The sequence below is a fragment of the Dyadobacter flavalbus genome (assembly GCF_006149045.1).
Lineage (GTDB): Bacteria > Bacteroidota > Bacteroidia > Cytophagales > Spirosomataceae > Dyadobacter > Dyadobacter flavalbus.
This window is the reverse complement of sequence record NZ_VBSN01000038.1, coordinates 281,165-297,546: the sequence shown is the minus strand read 5'-3', so window position 1 is coordinate 297,546 and position 16,382 is coordinate 281,165. Positions and strand designations below refer to the sequence as shown.

Below are 16,382 nucleotides of genomic sequence, written 5' to 3'. Positions count from 1 at the left end.
CAAGTCAATCTATTAATATATTCCATTTTAAATGCTGTTTAAGTTTTACCCATATCTTCCTGTTACCTAACTTTTATCCTATGCGAATTATTTTATTGTTTTTAGCTGTTATTATTTTTTCCTGTAACCAGAATAAAGAAGTGAAAGATGCATATCAATGGCCGGGGGCGACGCCACCCGTAGCAGAAAAGAAAGACCACGAGACCGGCATGCACGGTGACAAACGGAATGATGAATATTACTGGATGGCCGACTTTTTCCGGAAAGGTCCTGACAGCAATAAAGTTGTTGAATACCTGACAGCTGAAAATGCCTATACGGACACCATGATGGCCGGCACAAAAAAATTTCAGGAAGATCTGTTCAAGGAAATGAAAGGCCGGATCAAGGAAAAAGACGAGTCTGTTCCGGTTTTCAGTAATGGCTACTGGTATTATACCCGAAGTGAAGAAGGCCAGCAATATTTCAAATACTGCCGCAAAAAAGGTTCGTTGAAAGCGCCGGAAGAAATTTTGCTGGATGTGGACAAAATGGCGGAAGGACATGCGTATTATTCAGCAACGGGTTTCAGTGTAAGTCCGGATAACAAGTTGCTGGCGTTTGGCGTGGATACCGTTTCCCGTCGCCAGTATACGATTCATGTCAAGAACCTTGAGACAGGCGAAATGTACAAAGATCAGATTTTTCCGACGAGCGGCGGAGCCGAATGGGGAAATGACAACAAAACCTTGTTTTATACGGCTACAAATCCGAAAACACTGCTGAGCGAAAAAATCAAAAGGCATACACTCGGAGCAGATTCGAAAAAGGACGTTGTCGTTTACGATGAAAAAGATAAAAGCAATTACATCGGTGTCGGCAAAACAAAATCGGAAAAATACATTGTAATCGCTTCCAGCGCCACGATGTCGTCGGAATACCGGATTCTGGATGCGGACAGGCCCGAAGGCGAATTTACCGTTTTTCAGCCCCGCATGAAAGATGTCAAGTACAGCATCGATCATCAGAATGACAAATTCCTGATCGTTACCAACAAGGATGCGCTCAATTTCAAACTCATGGAAACGCCCCTGAACAAAACGGGTGTAGAAAACTGGAAAGAAGTAATTCCGACCAGAGAAGATGTTTTGCTGGAAGATATTGATGTGTTCAAGGATTATCTGGTCATTACGGAACGTAAAAACGGTTTGCTTCAGCTTCGCGTCCGGAATATCAATACCAATGCGGAGCATTATGTGGACTTTGGCGAGCCGGCTTATGCAGCTTATCCAAGCTCGAACCCTGAGTATAACAGCACAAGCATGCGCTATGTTTATACCTCATTGACAACGCCTAATTCCGTGTACGATTATAACATGGAAACCAGGGCCAAGGAGCTGAAAAAACGTCAGGAAGTTGTCGGCGGCTATAATCCGGAAGACTATGTTACGGAAAGACTTTATGCTACTTCGCGGGATGGTGTGAAAGTCCCGATTTCAGTAGTTTATAAAAAAGGAACCAAGAAGAGTGCGGACACGCCGATGCTTTTGTATGCATACGGTTCTTACGGCCATAGCATGGATGCTACTTTCAGCAGTACACGCCTGAGCTTGCTGGACCGCGGATTTATATACGCCATTGCACATATACGCGGCGGTGAAGAAATGGGACGTAAATGGTATGAAGACGGTAAAATGTTCAAGAAGAAAAATACCTTCAACGATTTTATCGACTGTGCGGAATTCCTTATCAAAGAAAACTATACTTCTCCGGCGCACTTGTTTGCGGAGGGTGGAAGTGCAGGCGGTCTGCTGATGGGAGCCATTTCCAACCTCCGTCCGGAATTATGGCGCGGTATCATTGCCGATGTACCTTTTGTAGATGTGGTTACAACGATGCTGGACGAAAGCATTCCGCTTACGACCAACGAATTTGATGAATGGGGAAATCCTAAAAACAAGGAATCGTACATGTATATGAAATCCTATTCACCTTACGATAATGTAGAAAAGAAGGATTATCCGAATATGCTGGTTACAACGGGTTTGCATGACAGTCAGGTGCAATATTTCGAGCCGGCTAAATGGGTTGCAAGATTAAGGACGCATAAGACAGATAAAAATGTGCTTTTGCTTAAAACAAACATGGAAGCAGGTCATGGCGGCGCCTCGGGCAGATTTGAGTACCTTAAGGAAGTCGCGCTTCAGTTTGCATTTATGTTTGCCTTGGAAGGAATCGATAAATAGTATAACTCAGGATAATTTATATCCACAACAAAAGGCTCCTGAGGAGCCTTTTGTTGTTTAGCAAGGATTGTGATTACGGATTTTTGATACATGCAGCAGTGCGGCTCCGGAGGAGCCTTCTGTTTGTAGCAAGGATTGTGATTACAAATTTTCAAAACAATCAGCAGTGCGGCTCCGGCGGAGCCCTCTGTTTGTAGCAAGGATTGAGATTACGAATTTTCGATGCAAGCAGCAGTGCGGCTCCGGAGGAGCCTTCTGTTTGTAGCAAGGATTGAGATTACGAATTTTCGATGCAAGCAGCCGTGCGGCTCCGGAGGAGCCTTCTGTTTGTAGAATATGTTCAAATGCAATATGTAATTTCCAAAGAAGATTTCGGCATGATCAGTCGGCTCCGGAGGAGCCTTGATTGGTTTAATCATGCTTTTTTCTAGAAACAGGTTGCTCCTCCGGAGCCTTTTGCCGTGAGCAACCTGTAAATAACCCTTTTTACGGCTGTTCCAGTGCCGCAAAAGAAGACGCTATATCACTGATTATATCATCAATGTGCTCAATACCGACAGATATACGCAACTGGGTCGGGTGAACTCCGGCTGAAATCTGTTCTGAATCGGATAATTGAGAATGTGTTGTAGAGGCTGGATGTATGATCAATGTTTTTGCGTCACCCACATTCGCCAGATTGCTGATCAATTTAAGATTGTCCACAAATTTCTCCGCTACTTTTTTATCTCCAGCCAGCGAAAAGGAAAGTACGCCTCCAAAACCGCGTGTAAGATATTTTTTTGCTAAATTATGGTATTTGTTGCCTTCCAGTCCGATGTAATTTACACTTTCCACCTGAGGCTGCTTTTCAAGCCACTGAGCCAGCTTTAATGCATTTTCGGCAATGCGTTCTACCCTTAATGACAAAGTTTCCAGTCCTTGCAGGAATAAGAAAGAATTGAACGGCGAAAGGGAAGGGCCCCAGTCACGCAAACCTTCCACCCGTGCACGGATGATAAACTGAATATTCCCGAAAGGTCCGCCGGTTCCGAAAACGTCATTCAGAATCAGGCCGTGGTAACTTGGAGAAGGATCCGTAAACTGCGGATACTTTCCATTGCCCCAGTTGTAAGTTCCCGCATCAACGATTACACCCCCGATGGAAGTACCGTGTCCGCCGATCCATTTGGTTGCGGACTGCACCACCACATGCGCTCCATATTTGATGGGCTGAAAAATGGCGCCGGCAGCTCCAAAAGTATTGTCAACGATCAACGGCAGGTCGTGTTTACTTGCGAGTGCAGCAAATGCATCAAAGTCGGGAACGCTGTAACTTGGATTCCCTATCGTTTCGAGATAAATGCATTTGGTTTTTTCATCAATCAGTTTCTCAAAGCTGCTTACATCATCGCCGTCTGCAAACCTTGCCTCTACACCGATATTCCGGAAAGAATTTTTAAACTGATTGTATGAACCGCCGTAAAGAAAGGAAGTTGTAACAAAGTTATCGCCGACGGTGGTAATATTATTAATGGCCAGAAACTGTGCGGAATGTCCCGATGCGGTTGCCAATGCGGCTACACCGCCTTCGAGCGCCGCAATCCTTTTTTCAAAAACATCATTCGTCGGATTCATGATCCGGGAATATATATTTCCGAATTCCTTCAATGCAAACAGATTGGCAGCATGCTCGGCATTGTTAAAAACGTAAGATGTGGTTTGGTAAATCGGAACGGCGCGCGAGTTTGTAACCGGATCTGGCTGCTGACCGGCATGAAGCTGTAAAGTCTCAAATTTCATGATGTATGCGTTTAAGTAGAACGGTTCAAATGTATTAAGAAAATAGATACTATATAGAAATGATAGTCTATAAATAAGCTAGGCCATATGGCGTTTTACTTATACAAAATCTGAATATAATCTTACCCGAAAGTGAAACCGATGTATTTGAGCAGGTTATTTACTTGATCCTGCAAAGCAATCAATGTTTCCGGATGTGTAACCAGATTGATTTCAGGATCTAGTTTACTTTTGATATGGGCGATGGAAAGTGATGCATTTTCATGCTTTTTCGTACCCAATGCGGTCAGTATTAATAGCAAAGACGCAAGCGCATTTCTGCCGCCCGAATCCAGTGGAGATGCACTGATCGCACAAACGGGTTTTTCATTGAAATCGCCGGTCGAAACAGTCCAGTCAAGTGCGTTTTTGAGTGTTCCCGGAACACCAAACGCATATTCCGGTGTGGAGATGATGATGCCGTTAGCTTGCCGAACGGCATTTTTAAAACGGGCTACCGCTTCATTTTCCGGAATTCTAGGACTGAAATGCGGTATTTGGTCCATACCTTCAAAAATGCGGAACGTTATAGCTTCCGGCAGCAATCGCTGAATGGTTTTCAGGATCATCGTATTGGAGGAGTCGGCGCGTAAACTGCCTGATATTCCAAGTATAACAAGGTTGTTCATGCATAGAAGTTGGAAAGGAGCGATGCGGCTGTTTAACTTACAGTTTCTGTGAAATTTCGGAGATGAGTTTTCTCAGCTTTTCTTTCAGCGATTCGGGTTCAAGAATGGTGGCATTGGGTGCGATCATCAGATACCAGCGCGCAAATCCGTCGATGGAAGCGGTAAGGAATGACATTTCCACCTCATTGCCTTTTATCGTTTCTGAAACAAAACCGTAATAATACTTTTGGTCCTGAAAATACTGAACGATGCGTTTTTCAACTTTAATCCGGATCAGACGCAGGTTTTCCGGTTCCCCGCCGGTCGAAAGAAAGTCTTTCAGCGGTGCATGCTGATTTTCAAACGGATTTTCGGTAAGCTCGATTTCAAGAATCCGGTCTGATCGGAAATTGCGGTAATCTTGCCGGAGGTGACAATAGGCTACCGTATACCAGTAACTGTTTTCATGGTAAATCCCGACCGGCTCGATTACGCGTTCCATCGGATCATCCGAATGGATGGCTGTATAAATGATCCGGGCAATTTTCTTTTCGGTAATGCTTTTAAGCAATACGTCCAGCGTATTGCTTTTCTGATTGGAGAACGGTTTCGAATTCAGCCTGACTGCAATTTGGCTTTCCAGGTTTTCGACCATGGATTTTTCACTGCTCCGCAAAACCGCCTTTATTTTGTACATGGCCGACTGATACTGTGACTGGGTAGAAAAATCTGTAAATTTTTCCATCAGTTTTTCAGCCGTGATAAAAGTGCGTGCTTCTTCTTTTGTAAACATGACGGGAGGCAGGCGATAGCCGTCCATAATGGAATAACCTACACCTGCCTCGCCTACAATGGGAACGCCTGCTTCTGCAAGCGAATTGATATCCCTGTAAACTGTTCTAAGGCTTATTTCAAATCGTTCTGCCAGATCCTGGGCTTTTACAATTTTTCGTGACTGCAGCTGAATCAGTATGGCGGTAATCCGGTCAAAACGGTTCATTAGGTTTCAGGATTTTTCTGCAGCAAAAATAAACTTAAAGAGCGGGTTCTCTCAATTTAAATGCCTCCGAAATCAGTTCAAAAGATTTGATCCTGGATTCAACGCTGTGCGCCATGGTTGAAATAATGATTTCATCTACTTCAAATTCATTGGCCAGTTTGGTGAGCTGTTCTTTAACTTCTTCCTTCGTACCGGAAATGATGCGGCCGCTGTTGTAACGGATCCTTTCCAGTTCGCCAACGGAAAACCGGTAATTTCTTATGGTTTCCACTTCCGGAAAGGGCCCGGATTTTCCTCTTTCAAACTCAACAAGCATAAAATCCATCATTTTTCGCATCAATACAGCTTCTTCTTCGGTTTCTCCGCAGAGGACAAATACGGAAAGAATGGCATGCGGCTGCGCATACTGGTCGGAAGGACGAAAATTCCTGCGGTAAGTTTCCACTACATCCGGACGAACAAAGCCATTGATAAACTTGGCAACGGCGAGTCCCATTCCGAAACGGGCGGCAATGTTGCTGCTTCCTCCGCTGGAACTCAGTATCCATTGCATGGGAATAGTCGGCGATTGCGGTGTGGCATAAATAAACCCGCGTTCAGTTCCGGCTGTATCCCGGAAAAAATGCTGTAAATGTTCAAGCTGTCTTAAATAACTGGATTCACTAAAATCATTGGACGGATTCAGAAGGGATGATGTAATGCGGTCTGTGCCCGGCGCTCGTCCCATACCCAGATCGATGCGGCCGGGAAACAAGGTTTCCAGCATTCTGAAATTTTCAGCAACTTTTAACGCACTGTGGTTCGGAAGCATAATGCCGCCTGAACCAATCCGGATATGGTTGGTAGCATCTGCCAGTTTTACCATCAGCACCTCCGGCGTGGAACCCGCAATGAATTCCGAATTATGATGTTCCGAAACCCAGAACCGGCTGTAGCCTAAATCTTCCGCAAGCTGTGCGGTAGCAATGGTTTCATTGATCGCCTGCTGTACGCCGGAACCGTGTCTTACAATGGATTGATCCAGAATTCCTAGTTTTATATCGCTCATTGTTTCGAAAATTCTTTTCGAAATAACAATGCGTTTGCTGTTTCTATTCCGCTGCTGGTCAAAAATGTACTTTCCGGCGGGAAAGTACTTCGGTTTTACTTACCGGCGTAAGCTTGATCAGCCTGATATGAATGGCATGATGTATTTTCAATCATGAGGATAACTGATGAGAATAAGGCAGAATGTGTAGTTAGATAGTTTCAGATGGAGCGTTTCCAGTACGTTGTCTTGCCAAATAATTGGATTCCAACATAGCTACGTATTTCCAGTGTATCATCGTGTATTTTCATGACGCAGTTGTAACTTTTGCCGCTTTTCGGATCATACATTGTTCCGCTGTCCCAAACGCCGTCTTCAAATTTAAAGTCCTGAAGAACATTTGAATTGATAAGCAGGCGTGACTGAAGCTTTTCATCCGTATTGTTAACGTCTTTTTTGGAAGTCTTTCCATCCGCTTCCATGTAGTCGATGGACCAGATAAGTTTTCCTTGATACACAGAACCACTTTTGTAAATCTCGATTTTGGCATCATTTTCCTCATTGACCCACTCGCCAATAATCACATCCGCTGCGGCATTTTGTGCAATACACTGAATAAACAAAAAGTTCAGAATTATTGTAAAAGTTATTTTCAACATTAAGAGTCAAGATTAGAATGAAGTTTCGATGAGTCGTTTGGTCTTGATAATATTCAATTATTCAGAAATGAATAGAGATGATTTGATAATGATGTCAACTGAAATAAAATACAAAAATGTACCAAAAATTTACTTTCTAACGCTGTTAAATAGGTTACTGCCATTAAATAACACAAAATTCTTAATTCTAGTAAAAAATACAGTGTTTTGGATCTTAAAAAAATACTATCTGCCAAATCTACAAAAGGTATTTCTAAATCCGGTGAAATTTATTTGAAAATTGAATTATTCCAAGATAATCATTTATGGCCATGCCAGCGGCACGATCCGGTATTCTTTGTTTGTCCCTGATTTTATCACGAAAGGTTGCTGTCCAGTCAATTGTGAAACTTCCTGTTTGATGCCGAAATTTTAAGCCCGGAGCCCGTAATAAGTTCAGTTAAATTTTCTATAAAATGATTAGAATATTTTCGTATATTTGATAGTTTATATTCGAATTATTTCTATTTGAAAAAAGGGGTAAGAATAAAGTATCAAATTTAGTTTGAAAGTGACAAATAAATTGCCTGTGGTACCTGAAAATGAAATGGAAAGGCTGATGAGCCTGGTTGAACTGGATGTTGATTATTCCGATCATCAGCATACCTTCAAAGATCTGGCCAAACTGGCTGCAAAAGTAACCGGGACCAAAATATCTCTTGTGAACCTGATCGATTCGCTGACGCAGTGGACAATTTCCAATTACGGAATGGATGTGGAGCAGATGTTGAGGGAAGATTCCGTCTGCCAGTACACAATCATGGAAAAGGATCATTTTGAGGTAGATGATCTTCTGGAAGACGAGCGCTTTAAAGATAAGTTTTACGTAAACGGCGCTCCAAACCTGCGCTATTACTACGGTGTTCCGCTTAAAACAGGCAGCGGCCATCAGATCGGCGCTTTATGTGTGCTGGATTATGAACAGAAAACGCTTGATCCGGAAAAAATCGAATTGATGAAAATCATTGCGGATGAGGTCGTTACCCGGCTTCATACCCTGAAAGTTATGGATAACCTGAAATCTAAATTGCTGGAAGCAAAGCAGATGCAGAAAAAAGTGGCACATGATATCCGCGGGCCGCTTGGCGGTATCGTTGGACTGGCGCAGATTATCCGGGATCAGGGTTACAACAATCATATGGATGAAGTGCTGGAATTTATCTCGCTGATCCACAAGAGCGGCAATTCCATACTGGACCTCGCAGGAGAAATTCTGGAAACCAGTAAAGACAAACCTTCTGCCGACCGGTCTAAAACGGTTGATGCAAGTATTTTCAACCTGATCGTTTTCAAGGACAAACTGGTAAAACTATACAGCCCGCAGGCAAAGCACAAGAACATCCATTTTTCGGTTATCACAACACCGCTGACGGAAAATATCGCGCTTCCCAAAAATAAATTGCTGCAGATTGCCGGCAACCTGATCAGCAATTCAATGAAATTTACACCGGAAGGAGGAAGTGTCACGGTTGATCTTCAGTTAACAACCAGCGGCGAACAGGTTGTGCTGTACATTACCGTTTTCGATAACGGAATTGGTATGAGCGAAGAAAGCATCCAGGCCATTATGTCTGAAAATGCAGTATCTACGGAAGGAACCAGCGGTGAAAAAGGATACGGTTTCGGCCTGTCACTTGTTAAACACCTGGTAAGCAGCCTGAACGGTACCATGCAGATTACGTCCAAAGTAGGAGAAGGAACCACGTTCAACATCCGATTGCCACAGAATTTCTAGCATCAGCATTTGAACCTGTATGTACAAACAGATTAATCAATTGGTCTGGACATTCTTTCTTCCAGCTGCTGCAGGATGGCCGGCCAGGCTTCCTGATGCTTGTCTCTGGTAGTTTCATCCGGAAAACCTGCATGAACTAGATTAAGATATGTTCCGTTTGCATGTGCAGAAAGTGTAATGGTCAGCACGGTTTCAGTCCCTTTTGTACCATTTTCTCCAGATACCCACGTTAATTCAACTTTATCCTGTTCAATGGCCAGAAAACGGCCGTAATGCGGGTAACGGATCCCGTCGTGCATGGTCTCAAAATAGAACGGCGCATTGACTTCTGGCTTTCCAAGAAAGGATGCGGGCGATGCCAGCCAGAGGTCAAGCTGAATGGTCCAGGCCTTGATCAACACATCTGCAGAAAATGCCAGTAACCGTTCCGCCTGCAGGCTGTATGGACGTGTGGATAAATCCGGTGGGCAAATGACAGCCATTGTAGTTTCCATGTTTATAGACTTTTTCTGTGTATTTTCTTCAATAAATTCTCAGACTGTGCGTGAAAATTTTTTTTCAAGCCTCGACATGACCCTGGTTGCTGTCAGCCCGTGAATGAGTACGGACAAGAGCACAATAAAGGATACCGTGGACCATAGTTCCTTGCTTAGCACGAATGTTTCTTCACGAAATGCAAAAGCAAGGTAGTAAAACGACCCGATTCCGCGAATGCCGTAGAAGCTGATACCGAGTTTTTCCTTGAAATGCAATTTTGTGCCGATCAGAGAAATCAGCCCGGCAACAGGTCTGATAAGCAGCAAAAACCCTATGGAAAGCAATGCAGTTTCCCATGTCAGGAAATCCAGGATGCCGTGTACCAGGCTGCCTCCGAACACAAGCAACACAACCGCCACCAGTATACGTTCAGTCTGATCCGAAAAGCTGTGAAGGTCTTTATGAAACTGGTGGTTATGTTCATAATTCCTGATCGTCAGCGATGCGACAAACACAGCAACAAACCCGTAGCCATGAAGCAGTTCAACGATACCGAATATGGTCAGTGAAGCGGCAACGGCAATAAATCCGTCGTTCAGGTCGATGTATTGATGTTTTTCAGAGTAGTCGAATATGATGTAAGCAATCAGTTTTCCCAGCAGAATCCCAAAAATAACACCGGAAACGATTTTGTAAGCAAGATCCCAGGTCAGCCATTCGCCCATTACTTCGCTGAATTCTCCTGTGGCCGAGCCTGCAATCAGGATTGCCAGCCAGGTAAAAGGGAAAGCCATTCCATCGTTCATGCCGGCTTCTGCTGTCAGGGAGAAGCGTACATCATCCGTAATTTCTTCCTGTGGCGGTCCCACCTGAACATCCGCCGCCAGTACAGGATCTGTCGGAGCCAGTACGGCACCGAGCAGCAAGGCCGAAGCCATATCAAACCGCAGGAACCAGTATGCAATGAACGTCACGGACGCAATGCACAATAGCATCGTAATCGTCAGCATCCGGAAGGGTATCGACCAGGCTTTGAATGAGAATGCCCGGTCTATTTTCAATCCGGTTCCCATCAAAGATATGATCACGACGAGCTCGGTAAGATGAATGGTGAACTTGTTGTATGTAACCGGGTTCGGATTGGGTAAAAAGTCAAAGACCAGATAAATGATAACACCAAGCAATACGTATACAACCGAGTCGGAAATACCCGTAAGTTTGGTAAAGGACGGCATCCATGCCATTCCTAAAACTGCAATGCCGATAATGGTAACGGTAACCATGTAGCTGTCCATGCTGCACATGACTTAAAAACCATGCCTTGATGCCATTTTGTTGCTTTGTAAAAAAGACATCACCAACTTTACCGCATGACAGCCGCTGCTTTTTGGCGCATACGGCTAGATTTGAATGTAACAAATAATATACAGGCTTTGAAATTATATAAAGGACTTGTTGCTGCAACTGTGGACGCATTGTACAACATTTTTGTAAAAAACCGGCAGGCTGACCGTGTTGTGGAGCAGTTATTGAAATCAAACAAGAAATGGGGCGCCCGTGACCGGGCATTCATTGCTGAAAATACGTATGAGATTGTCCGCTGGTGGCGGCTGGTCAAATATACCGCCGGGATGGAGAAGGCATTCGAACATGCGGATTTCTGGAAACTTGCGGGCGCATGGCTGATCATCCGGCCGCGGCATCTAAACAGGGAAGAAGACGAAATATTGCCGGAATGGCCGGAGTTTGAAGGCATACATGCAGAAACCGTGCTGGAAAGATACAATGCAGCATTGGGTACCAGAAAAATTGCCCAGTCCGTGCCCGACTGGATCGATGAAACAGCTGCACAGGAACTTGGCGCAAAATGGGATGAAGAACTCGCAGCGCTCAATCAGCAGGCGCCGGTGGCCATCCGTGTAAATACGCTGAAAACAGGTCTGGAAACGGTAATCAACATTTTTGGAGCCGAAAATGTGCTGCAGGTGAATGGCGTACAGGATGCACTGATACTGAAAAAGCGTCAGAATGTAACAGGAACGGACGCTTTCAGGCAAGGCTATTTTGAGGTGCAGGACGCCGGATCCCAGTTAATTGCGCCATATCTGGACATCAAACCGGGAATGAGTGTCATTGATGCCTGTGCAGGTGCCGGTGGAAAAACGCTGCATATAGCGGCATTGCTTCAGAATGAAGGCTCGATCCTCGCCATGGATATTGAGCAGTATAAATTGGCCGAACTGGTAAAAAGGGCTGAACGCAACGGTGTGAAAAATCTGGAAACGCTGCTGATTGATGACGAACTGGCCCTTCAGAACCTGATTGGAACGGCTGACCGCCTTCTGCTGGATGTTCCGTGCTCCGGTCTCGGTGTATTGCGGAGAAATCCGGATACCAAATGGAAGCTGAAACCGCAGTTCCTGGATTCGATCCGTCAGGTTCAATGGCAGATTCTGGATAATTATTCCGAGCTGGTCAAAAAAGGCGGAAAGATGGTGTATGCCACATGCAGCATTCTGCCGTCCGAATCCGAAGACCAGGTTAAAAGATTTATGAAGTCCAGAAAAAAGGAATGGAATTTCATTTCCGAACACAGGACTTCTGTTGCAAAAGACGGATTCGACGGTTTTTACATGGCTTTGCTGGAACGTAAATGAAACCTGACTTTAATAAGGCCGGACCGAAAAATACCAGACCCAAAGCATCAGGAAAATCTGGAACGGAATTCTGAACCATAGATAATCCAAACCTTTTCCGTCAAGCGTATTTTTCTGATAATCAATTTTATTAATGGCTGCGTGGACATTGGCGGGAAGGATCAGCAGAAAGAAAACAATCAGGAAAATGCCTGTTCCATGCCTTAAAGAAGGAAACAGCAATGCAATGCCGGCAACGATTTCCATAATGCCGGTAACAAAAACCAGTGCTTTCCTGAAAGGAACTATTTCCGGGATCATTAACTGCATACCTTTCGAAAACTTGAAATGACCAATGGCAGTAAAAAACAGCATCACGCACATGGCGATGTTGCCGCAAAGCAAATAATCCCAGCTGCCCGAGTATACTTTGGTTAAACCCAGACTTGCAAAAAAACTGATCAGTAAGACGATTAATACGGGCATATTTCAGAAAATAAAATGTTTGCTGAATCAACAGCTTTTTGTCGTGCAGAAACCGGATTGTACACAATTAAATGCAGCCTTTCGGTTCAGGGCATGATTTTTTCTCATTGTGGAAATTATCATACATATCAAATGACCAATTTAAAAACTGCAACTTTAATCATTAACCGATATCCATATGCCTGACAAACAAAAACCGGCGCCAAGTACGCCCGAACCCGGACAAACTGCACCATTGAACACGAAGCCGAATGTGCAGGGCCCTGATGCTCCTGAAGTCAATACCGGAACGAGAATGGAACCGGAAATTCCGCAACAGGATATTGATCCGGAAGATGTAGGTGCCAAAGATTCTGAACCGGCATAACCAACCGGGCACTCGGCCAATGTACATGCGGGGTGTCCGGTTATTTGTTTCCCAGCCAAATAAGGGCATTGATTATAAACTGGTTCTGAACGTCATTATCGAAAGTGAATGACAGTTCCTTGTCCGTTTTGTTTTCATAGTCAATGTCATTATGACCCATGTTCAGGTAAATCATCCTGTACTTCCTGTTTGTCCATACAACCGGATAATAGCCGCTTTTCCATATCTCATGCTGCTTTGGACCCGTTCCTAACGGAAAGCTGGACGGATCAATCGATAGCAGAATCTGAATATCTTTATTTTGAGTCAGGTCATTTTCCCACTGGTACCATTCGTTCGGGGAAGCCTTGATAGTAGCAGAAATTCCCCTTACAGCCGGATGATTCCTGTTTTCTGCTTTTAAAATAGCCGAAGTCGGGCGCCATGTATTGCTTTTGTACTGGCCGGAACCCAGAAATTCGTTGTGGTACCAGTCCCAATTCTGCGGGTAAGCCGAAGGTGTAAGCGCAAATGCCGCAAAGTGAAAGCCCATCCATGCGCCGCCATGTTCCATATAATGCCGGAAAGCTTCACGCTGTCCTGACGTTTCCGGCCTCGTATCCAGAAAAAGCACTACCTGGTATTTAGAAAGAAATTCTGCGTTCAGATTATTCCAGTTGCTTGTGGTATCGTATGTAAAATGGTTTTTTTCAGCCAGTTTGGGAAAGTTCCGGTTTGCCTCGTTCACAAAACTGATGTGCGCCTTGTCATTTTTCCCTGTAAAAAAAGCAATAACCCGGAACAACGGCTTTTGCTGAGCACTTGTGGTTCCGGAACTCAGGTAAACGGCCATCATAAAGAGCCAGGCAATACGCAACTTTTGTACAGATAACAGCATTTTTAATTTAGGATTCAGGATAATTTGGATATGGAAAATGTGTGTTAAATATAGGTGTAAATCAGAATTATACATTTGAAAGGACTCAAATTAAAAACACAGCAGCTTTGTCCGTATAAAGTGTCTGCAGGAACATACACCGTTAATGCAGTAAAATTCTGTTTTATTTGCTGCAAGAAACAATGGGCCGGCCTTCAGAAAACATTGACGAACTGGCTGTCTGCCCATTTGCAGGAATTGAAATTCAGGTAAAATTGCATTACAGGTATGAATTATTCGCTTATTGCGCAGCAAACGGGCATTTCTGAAAAACAGGTCAGGAATACGGTGCAGCTTTTTGAAGAGGGAGCAACGCTGCCGTTTATATCGCGGTACCGGAAAGAAGCGACCGGCGGCCTGGACGAGGTGCAGATCGGCGCCATCAGGGACGCATGGCAAAAGCAGCAGGAAGTAGAAAAACGCAGGGAATTTATCCTGAAAAGTATTGAAGAACAGGGAAAACTTACACCGGAGCTCAAAAAACGCATTGAAGGTGTATTTTCCATGATTGAGCTGGAAGACCTTTATTTGCCATTCAGGCAGAAAAGAAAAACCCGTGCAATCCTTGCGATTGAAAAAGGGCTGGAACCGCTGGCCCAATTGCTATTTTCAGGAAAAGAAACAGACCCTTTTCAGAAAGCACGGACTTTTCTGAACGATCAGGTGCATTCGGCAGAAGATGCATTGAGCGGCGCACGGGATATTATGGCGGAATGGATCAACGAAAATCAGGACGCCAGAAGCCGTATCCGCATCCTGTTTCAGAAAGAAGCAGTCATAACTGCAAAGGTTAAAAAGAAAAAGGAAGAGGAAGGCGTGAAGTACCGCGATTATTTTGAGTTTTCGGAACGGCTTTCCCGCATTCCGTCGCACCGGCTGCTTGCGATACGCCGCGGTGAGGAAGAAGGTGTATTGAACGTGGATATTTCTGCGGATGAAGAGCAGGCACTCACCATGCTGGAAAGGCTTTTTCTGAAAGGTCCGCCGGCATGCAGGGAACAGATTTCGCTGGCATTGACGGACAGTTACAAACGGCTTCTGAAACCTTCCATTGAAACGGAATTTGCCGGATTATCCAAAGAAAAAGCCGATACAGCCGCCATTCAGGTTTTCACCGAAAACCTGCGTCAGCTGCTTCTGGCGTCTCCGCTCGGACAAAAAAATGTGCTGGCCATTGATCCCGGCTTTCGTACCGGCTGCAAAGTAGTGGTACTCGATGGCCAGGGAAATTTATTGTCTGATCATGTCATGTATCCTTTTGATAAGCCGGCGGAAGCCCGCAACAAACTGGCAGACGCCGTAGACAAGTTTCAGGTAGAAGCGATTGCTGTTGGAAACGGTACTGCCGGTCGGGAAACGGAGGACTTTGTCAGAAAATGGCTGGATGAAAAGGGTAAAACAGCAGCAATCGGATTGTATATGGTCAGTGAACAGGGCGCTTCCATTTACTCCGCTTCGGAAGTGGCACGGGAAGAGTTTCCGGATAAGGATGTAACCGTTCGCGGTTCGGTTTCCATTGGCCGGCGATTGATGGACCCATTGGCCGAACTGGTCAAAATTGACCCGAAGTCAATCGGAGTAGGGCAGTATCAGCACGATGTCGACCAGAATTTATTGCGAAATGCTTTGGATGTAGTCGTAGAAAGCTGCGTAAATTCCGTAGGCGTAAACCTGAACACGGCCAGCAAGCATTTACTTCGCTATGTATCAGGGCTTGGGCCTGCGCTGGCGCAGAATATTGTGGATTTCAGGGCTAAAAACGGGAATTTCAAATCGCGCCAGCAATTGCTGAAAGTGCCGAGGCTCGGTTCCAAGGCATTTGAGCAGGCAGCAGGTTTTCTAAGGATCCAAAATGCTGATAATCCTTTGGATTCCAGTGCTGTACATCCTGAAAGATACGGTCTTGTGGAACAAATGGCGAAAGATGCAGGCACGACCATCAGGGAACTGATGCAGAAACCCGAACTCAGAAAGCAGATCAGGCCCGAAAAGTATGTTTCCGATGCTGTAGGGCTGCCTACATTGAAAGATATTTTGCTGGAACTGGAAAAACCTTCGCGCGACCCGCGTGCAGGCATGAAGCAGTTTGAGTTTGACAGCAGTGTCAGAAAGCCGGAAGATTTGAAAGCCGGAATGATCCTGCCGGGTATTGTCACCAATATCACAGCTTTCGGCGCTTTTGTCGACATTGGCGTCAAACAGGACGGCCTTGTTCACGTTTCCCAAATGGCCGACCGGTTTATCAAAGATCCGAATGAAGTCGTACGTCTTCAGCAGGTTGTAAGCGTCAAGGTGACGGAAGTGGATCTGGGCCGCAAACGGATTGCCCTCACCATGAAGCTGTAAACGGGAAGTACTTTCCGAAAACGGAATTTCGGAAAGTACC

General features: G+C 44.8%; 14 protein-coding genes. 5 read left to right on the top strand and 9 right to left on the bottom strand.

All coding sequences use genetic code 11. From position 1 onward, the window contains the following. Positions 1-80 precede the first annotated feature (80 nt). Complete coding sequence (locus FEM33_RS13015) at positions 81-2,225, top strand: S9 family peptidase (RefSeq protein ID WP_139012446.1); 2,145 nt, start codon at positions 81-83, stop codon at positions 2,223-2,225. Positions 2,226-2,711: 486 nt separating this feature from the next. Here the strand turns inward: FEM33_RS13015 and FEM33_RS13010 are convergent, their stop codons facing one another. The 5 genes from FEM33_RS13010 to FEM33_RS12990 all read right to left on the bottom strand — a co-directional run bounded on the left by FEM33_RS13010 (position 2,712) and on the right by FEM33_RS12990 (position 7,340). Further along, a complete protein-coding gene (locus FEM33_RS13010) occupies positions 2,712-4,007 on the bottom strand; it encodes an O-acetylhomoserine aminocarboxypropyltransferase/cysteine synthase family protein (RefSeq protein WP_139012445.1) in 1,296 nt (431 codons plus the stop codon). A 122-nt stretch (positions 4,008-4,129) separates the two neighbouring features. Beyond that, positions 4,130-4,675: an NADPH-dependent FMN reductase gene (locus FEM33_RS13005; RefSeq protein WP_139012444.1), complete on the bottom strand. Its 546-nt coding sequence runs from the start codon at positions 4,673-4,675 to the stop codon at positions 4,130-4,132. Between the two features lie 37 nt (positions 4,676-4,712). Beyond that, the gene (locus FEM33_RS13000; protein ID WP_139012443.1) at positions 4,713-5,654 is read right to left on the bottom strand and encodes a helix-turn-helix transcriptional regulator; all 942 of its coding nucleotides are present in this window, start codon (positions 5,652-5,654) and stop codon (positions 4,713-4,715) included. A 34-nt stretch (positions 5,655-5,688) separates the two neighbouring features. After that, the gene (locus FEM33_RS12995; protein WP_139012442.1) at positions 5,689-6,702 is read right to left on the bottom strand and encodes an LLM class flavin-dependent oxidoreductase; all 1,014 of its coding nucleotides are present in this window, start codon (positions 6,700-6,702) and stop codon (positions 5,689-5,691) included. 200 nt (positions 6,703-6,902) lie between these two features. Beyond that, positions 6,903-7,340: a DUF2147 domain-containing protein gene (locus FEM33_RS12990; protein ID WP_139012441.1), complete on the bottom strand. Its 438-nt coding sequence runs from the start codon at positions 7,338-7,340 to the stop codon at positions 6,903-6,905. Between the two features lie 550 nt (positions 7,341-7,890). Between FEM33_RS12990 and FEM33_RS12985 the strand changes: the two genes are divergently transcribed. Then, a complete protein-coding gene (locus tag FEM33_RS12985; protein ID WP_229214229.1) occupies positions 7,891-9,114 on the top strand; it encodes a GAF domain-containing sensor histidine kinase in 1,224 nt (407 codons plus the stop codon). A gap of 32 nt (positions 9,115-9,146) precedes the next feature. On the opposite strand, the gene FEM33_RS12980 is transcribed toward FEM33_RS12985, so the two are convergent. Together FEM33_RS12980 and FEM33_RS12975 are read right to left on the bottom strand one after the other, a co-directional pair. Next, positions 9,147-9,608 (bottom strand): SRPBCC family protein, encoded by a 462-nt coding sequence (locus FEM33_RS12980; protein ID WP_139012440.1) that lies wholly within the window; start codon positions 9,606-9,608, stop codon positions 9,147-9,149. A gap of 39 nt (positions 9,609-9,647) precedes the next feature. Next, on the bottom strand, positions 9,648-10,886 hold the full coding sequence (locus FEM33_RS12975; protein ID WP_161597112.1) for a cation:proton antiporter: 1,239 nt from the start codon (positions 10,884-10,886) through the stop codon (positions 9,648-9,650). Positions 10,887-11,024: 138 nt separating this feature from the next. Between FEM33_RS12975 and FEM33_RS12970 the strand changes: the two genes are divergently transcribed. Further along, positions 11,025-12,248, top strand: a complete 1,224-nt coding sequence (locus FEM33_RS12970) for an RsmB/NOP family class I SAM-dependent RNA methyltransferase (RefSeq protein WP_139012438.1) — start codon at positions 11,025-11,027, stop codon at positions 12,246-12,248. A gap of 9 nt (positions 12,249-12,257) precedes the next feature. Here the strand turns inward: FEM33_RS12970 and FEM33_RS12965 are convergent, their stop codons facing one another. After that, positions 12,258-12,713 carry a DoxX family protein gene (locus tag FEM33_RS12965; RefSeq protein WP_139012437.1) on the bottom strand — a complete coding sequence of 152 codons (456 nt, stop codon included), beginning with the start codon at positions 12,711-12,713 and terminating at the stop codon, positions 12,258-12,260. 178 nt (positions 12,714-12,891) lie between these two features. On the opposite strand from FEM33_RS12965, the gene FEM33_RS12960 reads away from it, so the two are divergent. Further along, on the top strand, positions 12,892-13,080 hold the full coding sequence (locus FEM33_RS12960; RefSeq protein ID WP_139012436.1) for a hypothetical protein: 189 nt from the start codon (positions 12,892-12,894) through the stop codon (positions 13,078-13,080). A gap of 40 nt (positions 13,081-13,120) precedes the next feature. On the opposite strand, the gene FEM33_RS12955 is transcribed toward FEM33_RS12960, so the two are convergent. Next, positions 13,121-13,915, bottom strand: coding sequence for a ThuA domain-containing protein (locus FEM33_RS12955; protein ID WP_229214250.1), 795 nt, complete (start codon positions 13,913-13,915; stop codon positions 13,121-13,123). Between the two features lie 309 nt (positions 13,916-14,224). On the opposite strand from FEM33_RS12955, the gene FEM33_RS12950 reads away from it, so the two are divergent. Then, positions 14,225-16,342, top strand: coding sequence for a Tex family protein (locus FEM33_RS12950; RefSeq protein ID WP_139012434.1), 2,118 nt, complete (start codon positions 14,225-14,227; stop codon positions 16,340-16,342). The last annotated feature ends 40 nt before the right edge of the window (positions 16,343-16,382 follow it).

Coding starts and splice junctions, on each gene's coding strand:
- FEM33_RS13015 (WP_139012446.1), top strand. CDS start 81: ATGCGAATTATTTTATTGTTTTTAGCTGTTATTATTTTTTCCTGTAAC.
- FEM33_RS13010 (WP_139012445.1), bottom strand. CDS start 4,007: ATGAAATTTGAGACTTTACAGCTTCATGCCGGTCAGCAGCCAGATCCG.
- FEM33_RS13005 (WP_139012444.1), bottom strand. CDS start 4,675: ATGAACAACCTTGTTATACTTGGAATATCAGGCAGTTTACGCGCCGAC.
- FEM33_RS13000 (WP_139012443.1), bottom strand. CDS start 5,654: ATGAACCGTTTTGACCGGATTACCGCCATACTGATTCAGCTGCAGTCA.
- FEM33_RS12995 (WP_139012442.1), bottom strand. CDS start 6,702: ATGAGCGATATAAAACTAGGAATTCTGGATCAATCCATTGTAAGACAC.
- FEM33_RS12990 (WP_139012441.1), bottom strand. CDS start 7,340: ATGTTGAAAATAACTTTTACAATAATTCTGAACTTTTTGTTTATTCAG.
- FEM33_RS12980 (WP_139012440.1), bottom strand. CDS start 9,608: ATGGAAACTACAATGGCTGTCATTTGCCCACCGGATTTATCCACACGT.
- FEM33_RS12975 (WP_161597112.1), bottom strand. CDS start 10,886: ATGGACAGCTACATGGTTACCGTTACCATTATCGGCATTGCAGTTTTA.
- FEM33_RS12965 (WP_139012437.1), bottom strand. CDS start 12,713: ATGCCCGTATTAATCGTCTTACTGATCAGTTTTTTTGCAAGTCTGGGT.
- FEM33_RS12960 (WP_139012436.1), top strand. CDS start 12,892: ATGCCTGACAAACAAAAACCGGCGCCAAGTACGCCCGAACCCGGACAA.
- FEM33_RS12955 (WP_229214250.1), bottom strand. CDS start 13,915: ATGATGGCCGTTTACCTGAGTTCCGGAACCACAAGTGCTCAGCAAAAG.
- FEM33_RS12950 (WP_139012434.1), top strand. CDS start 14,225: ATGAATTATTCGCTTATTGCGCAGCAAACGGGCATTTCTGAAAAACAG.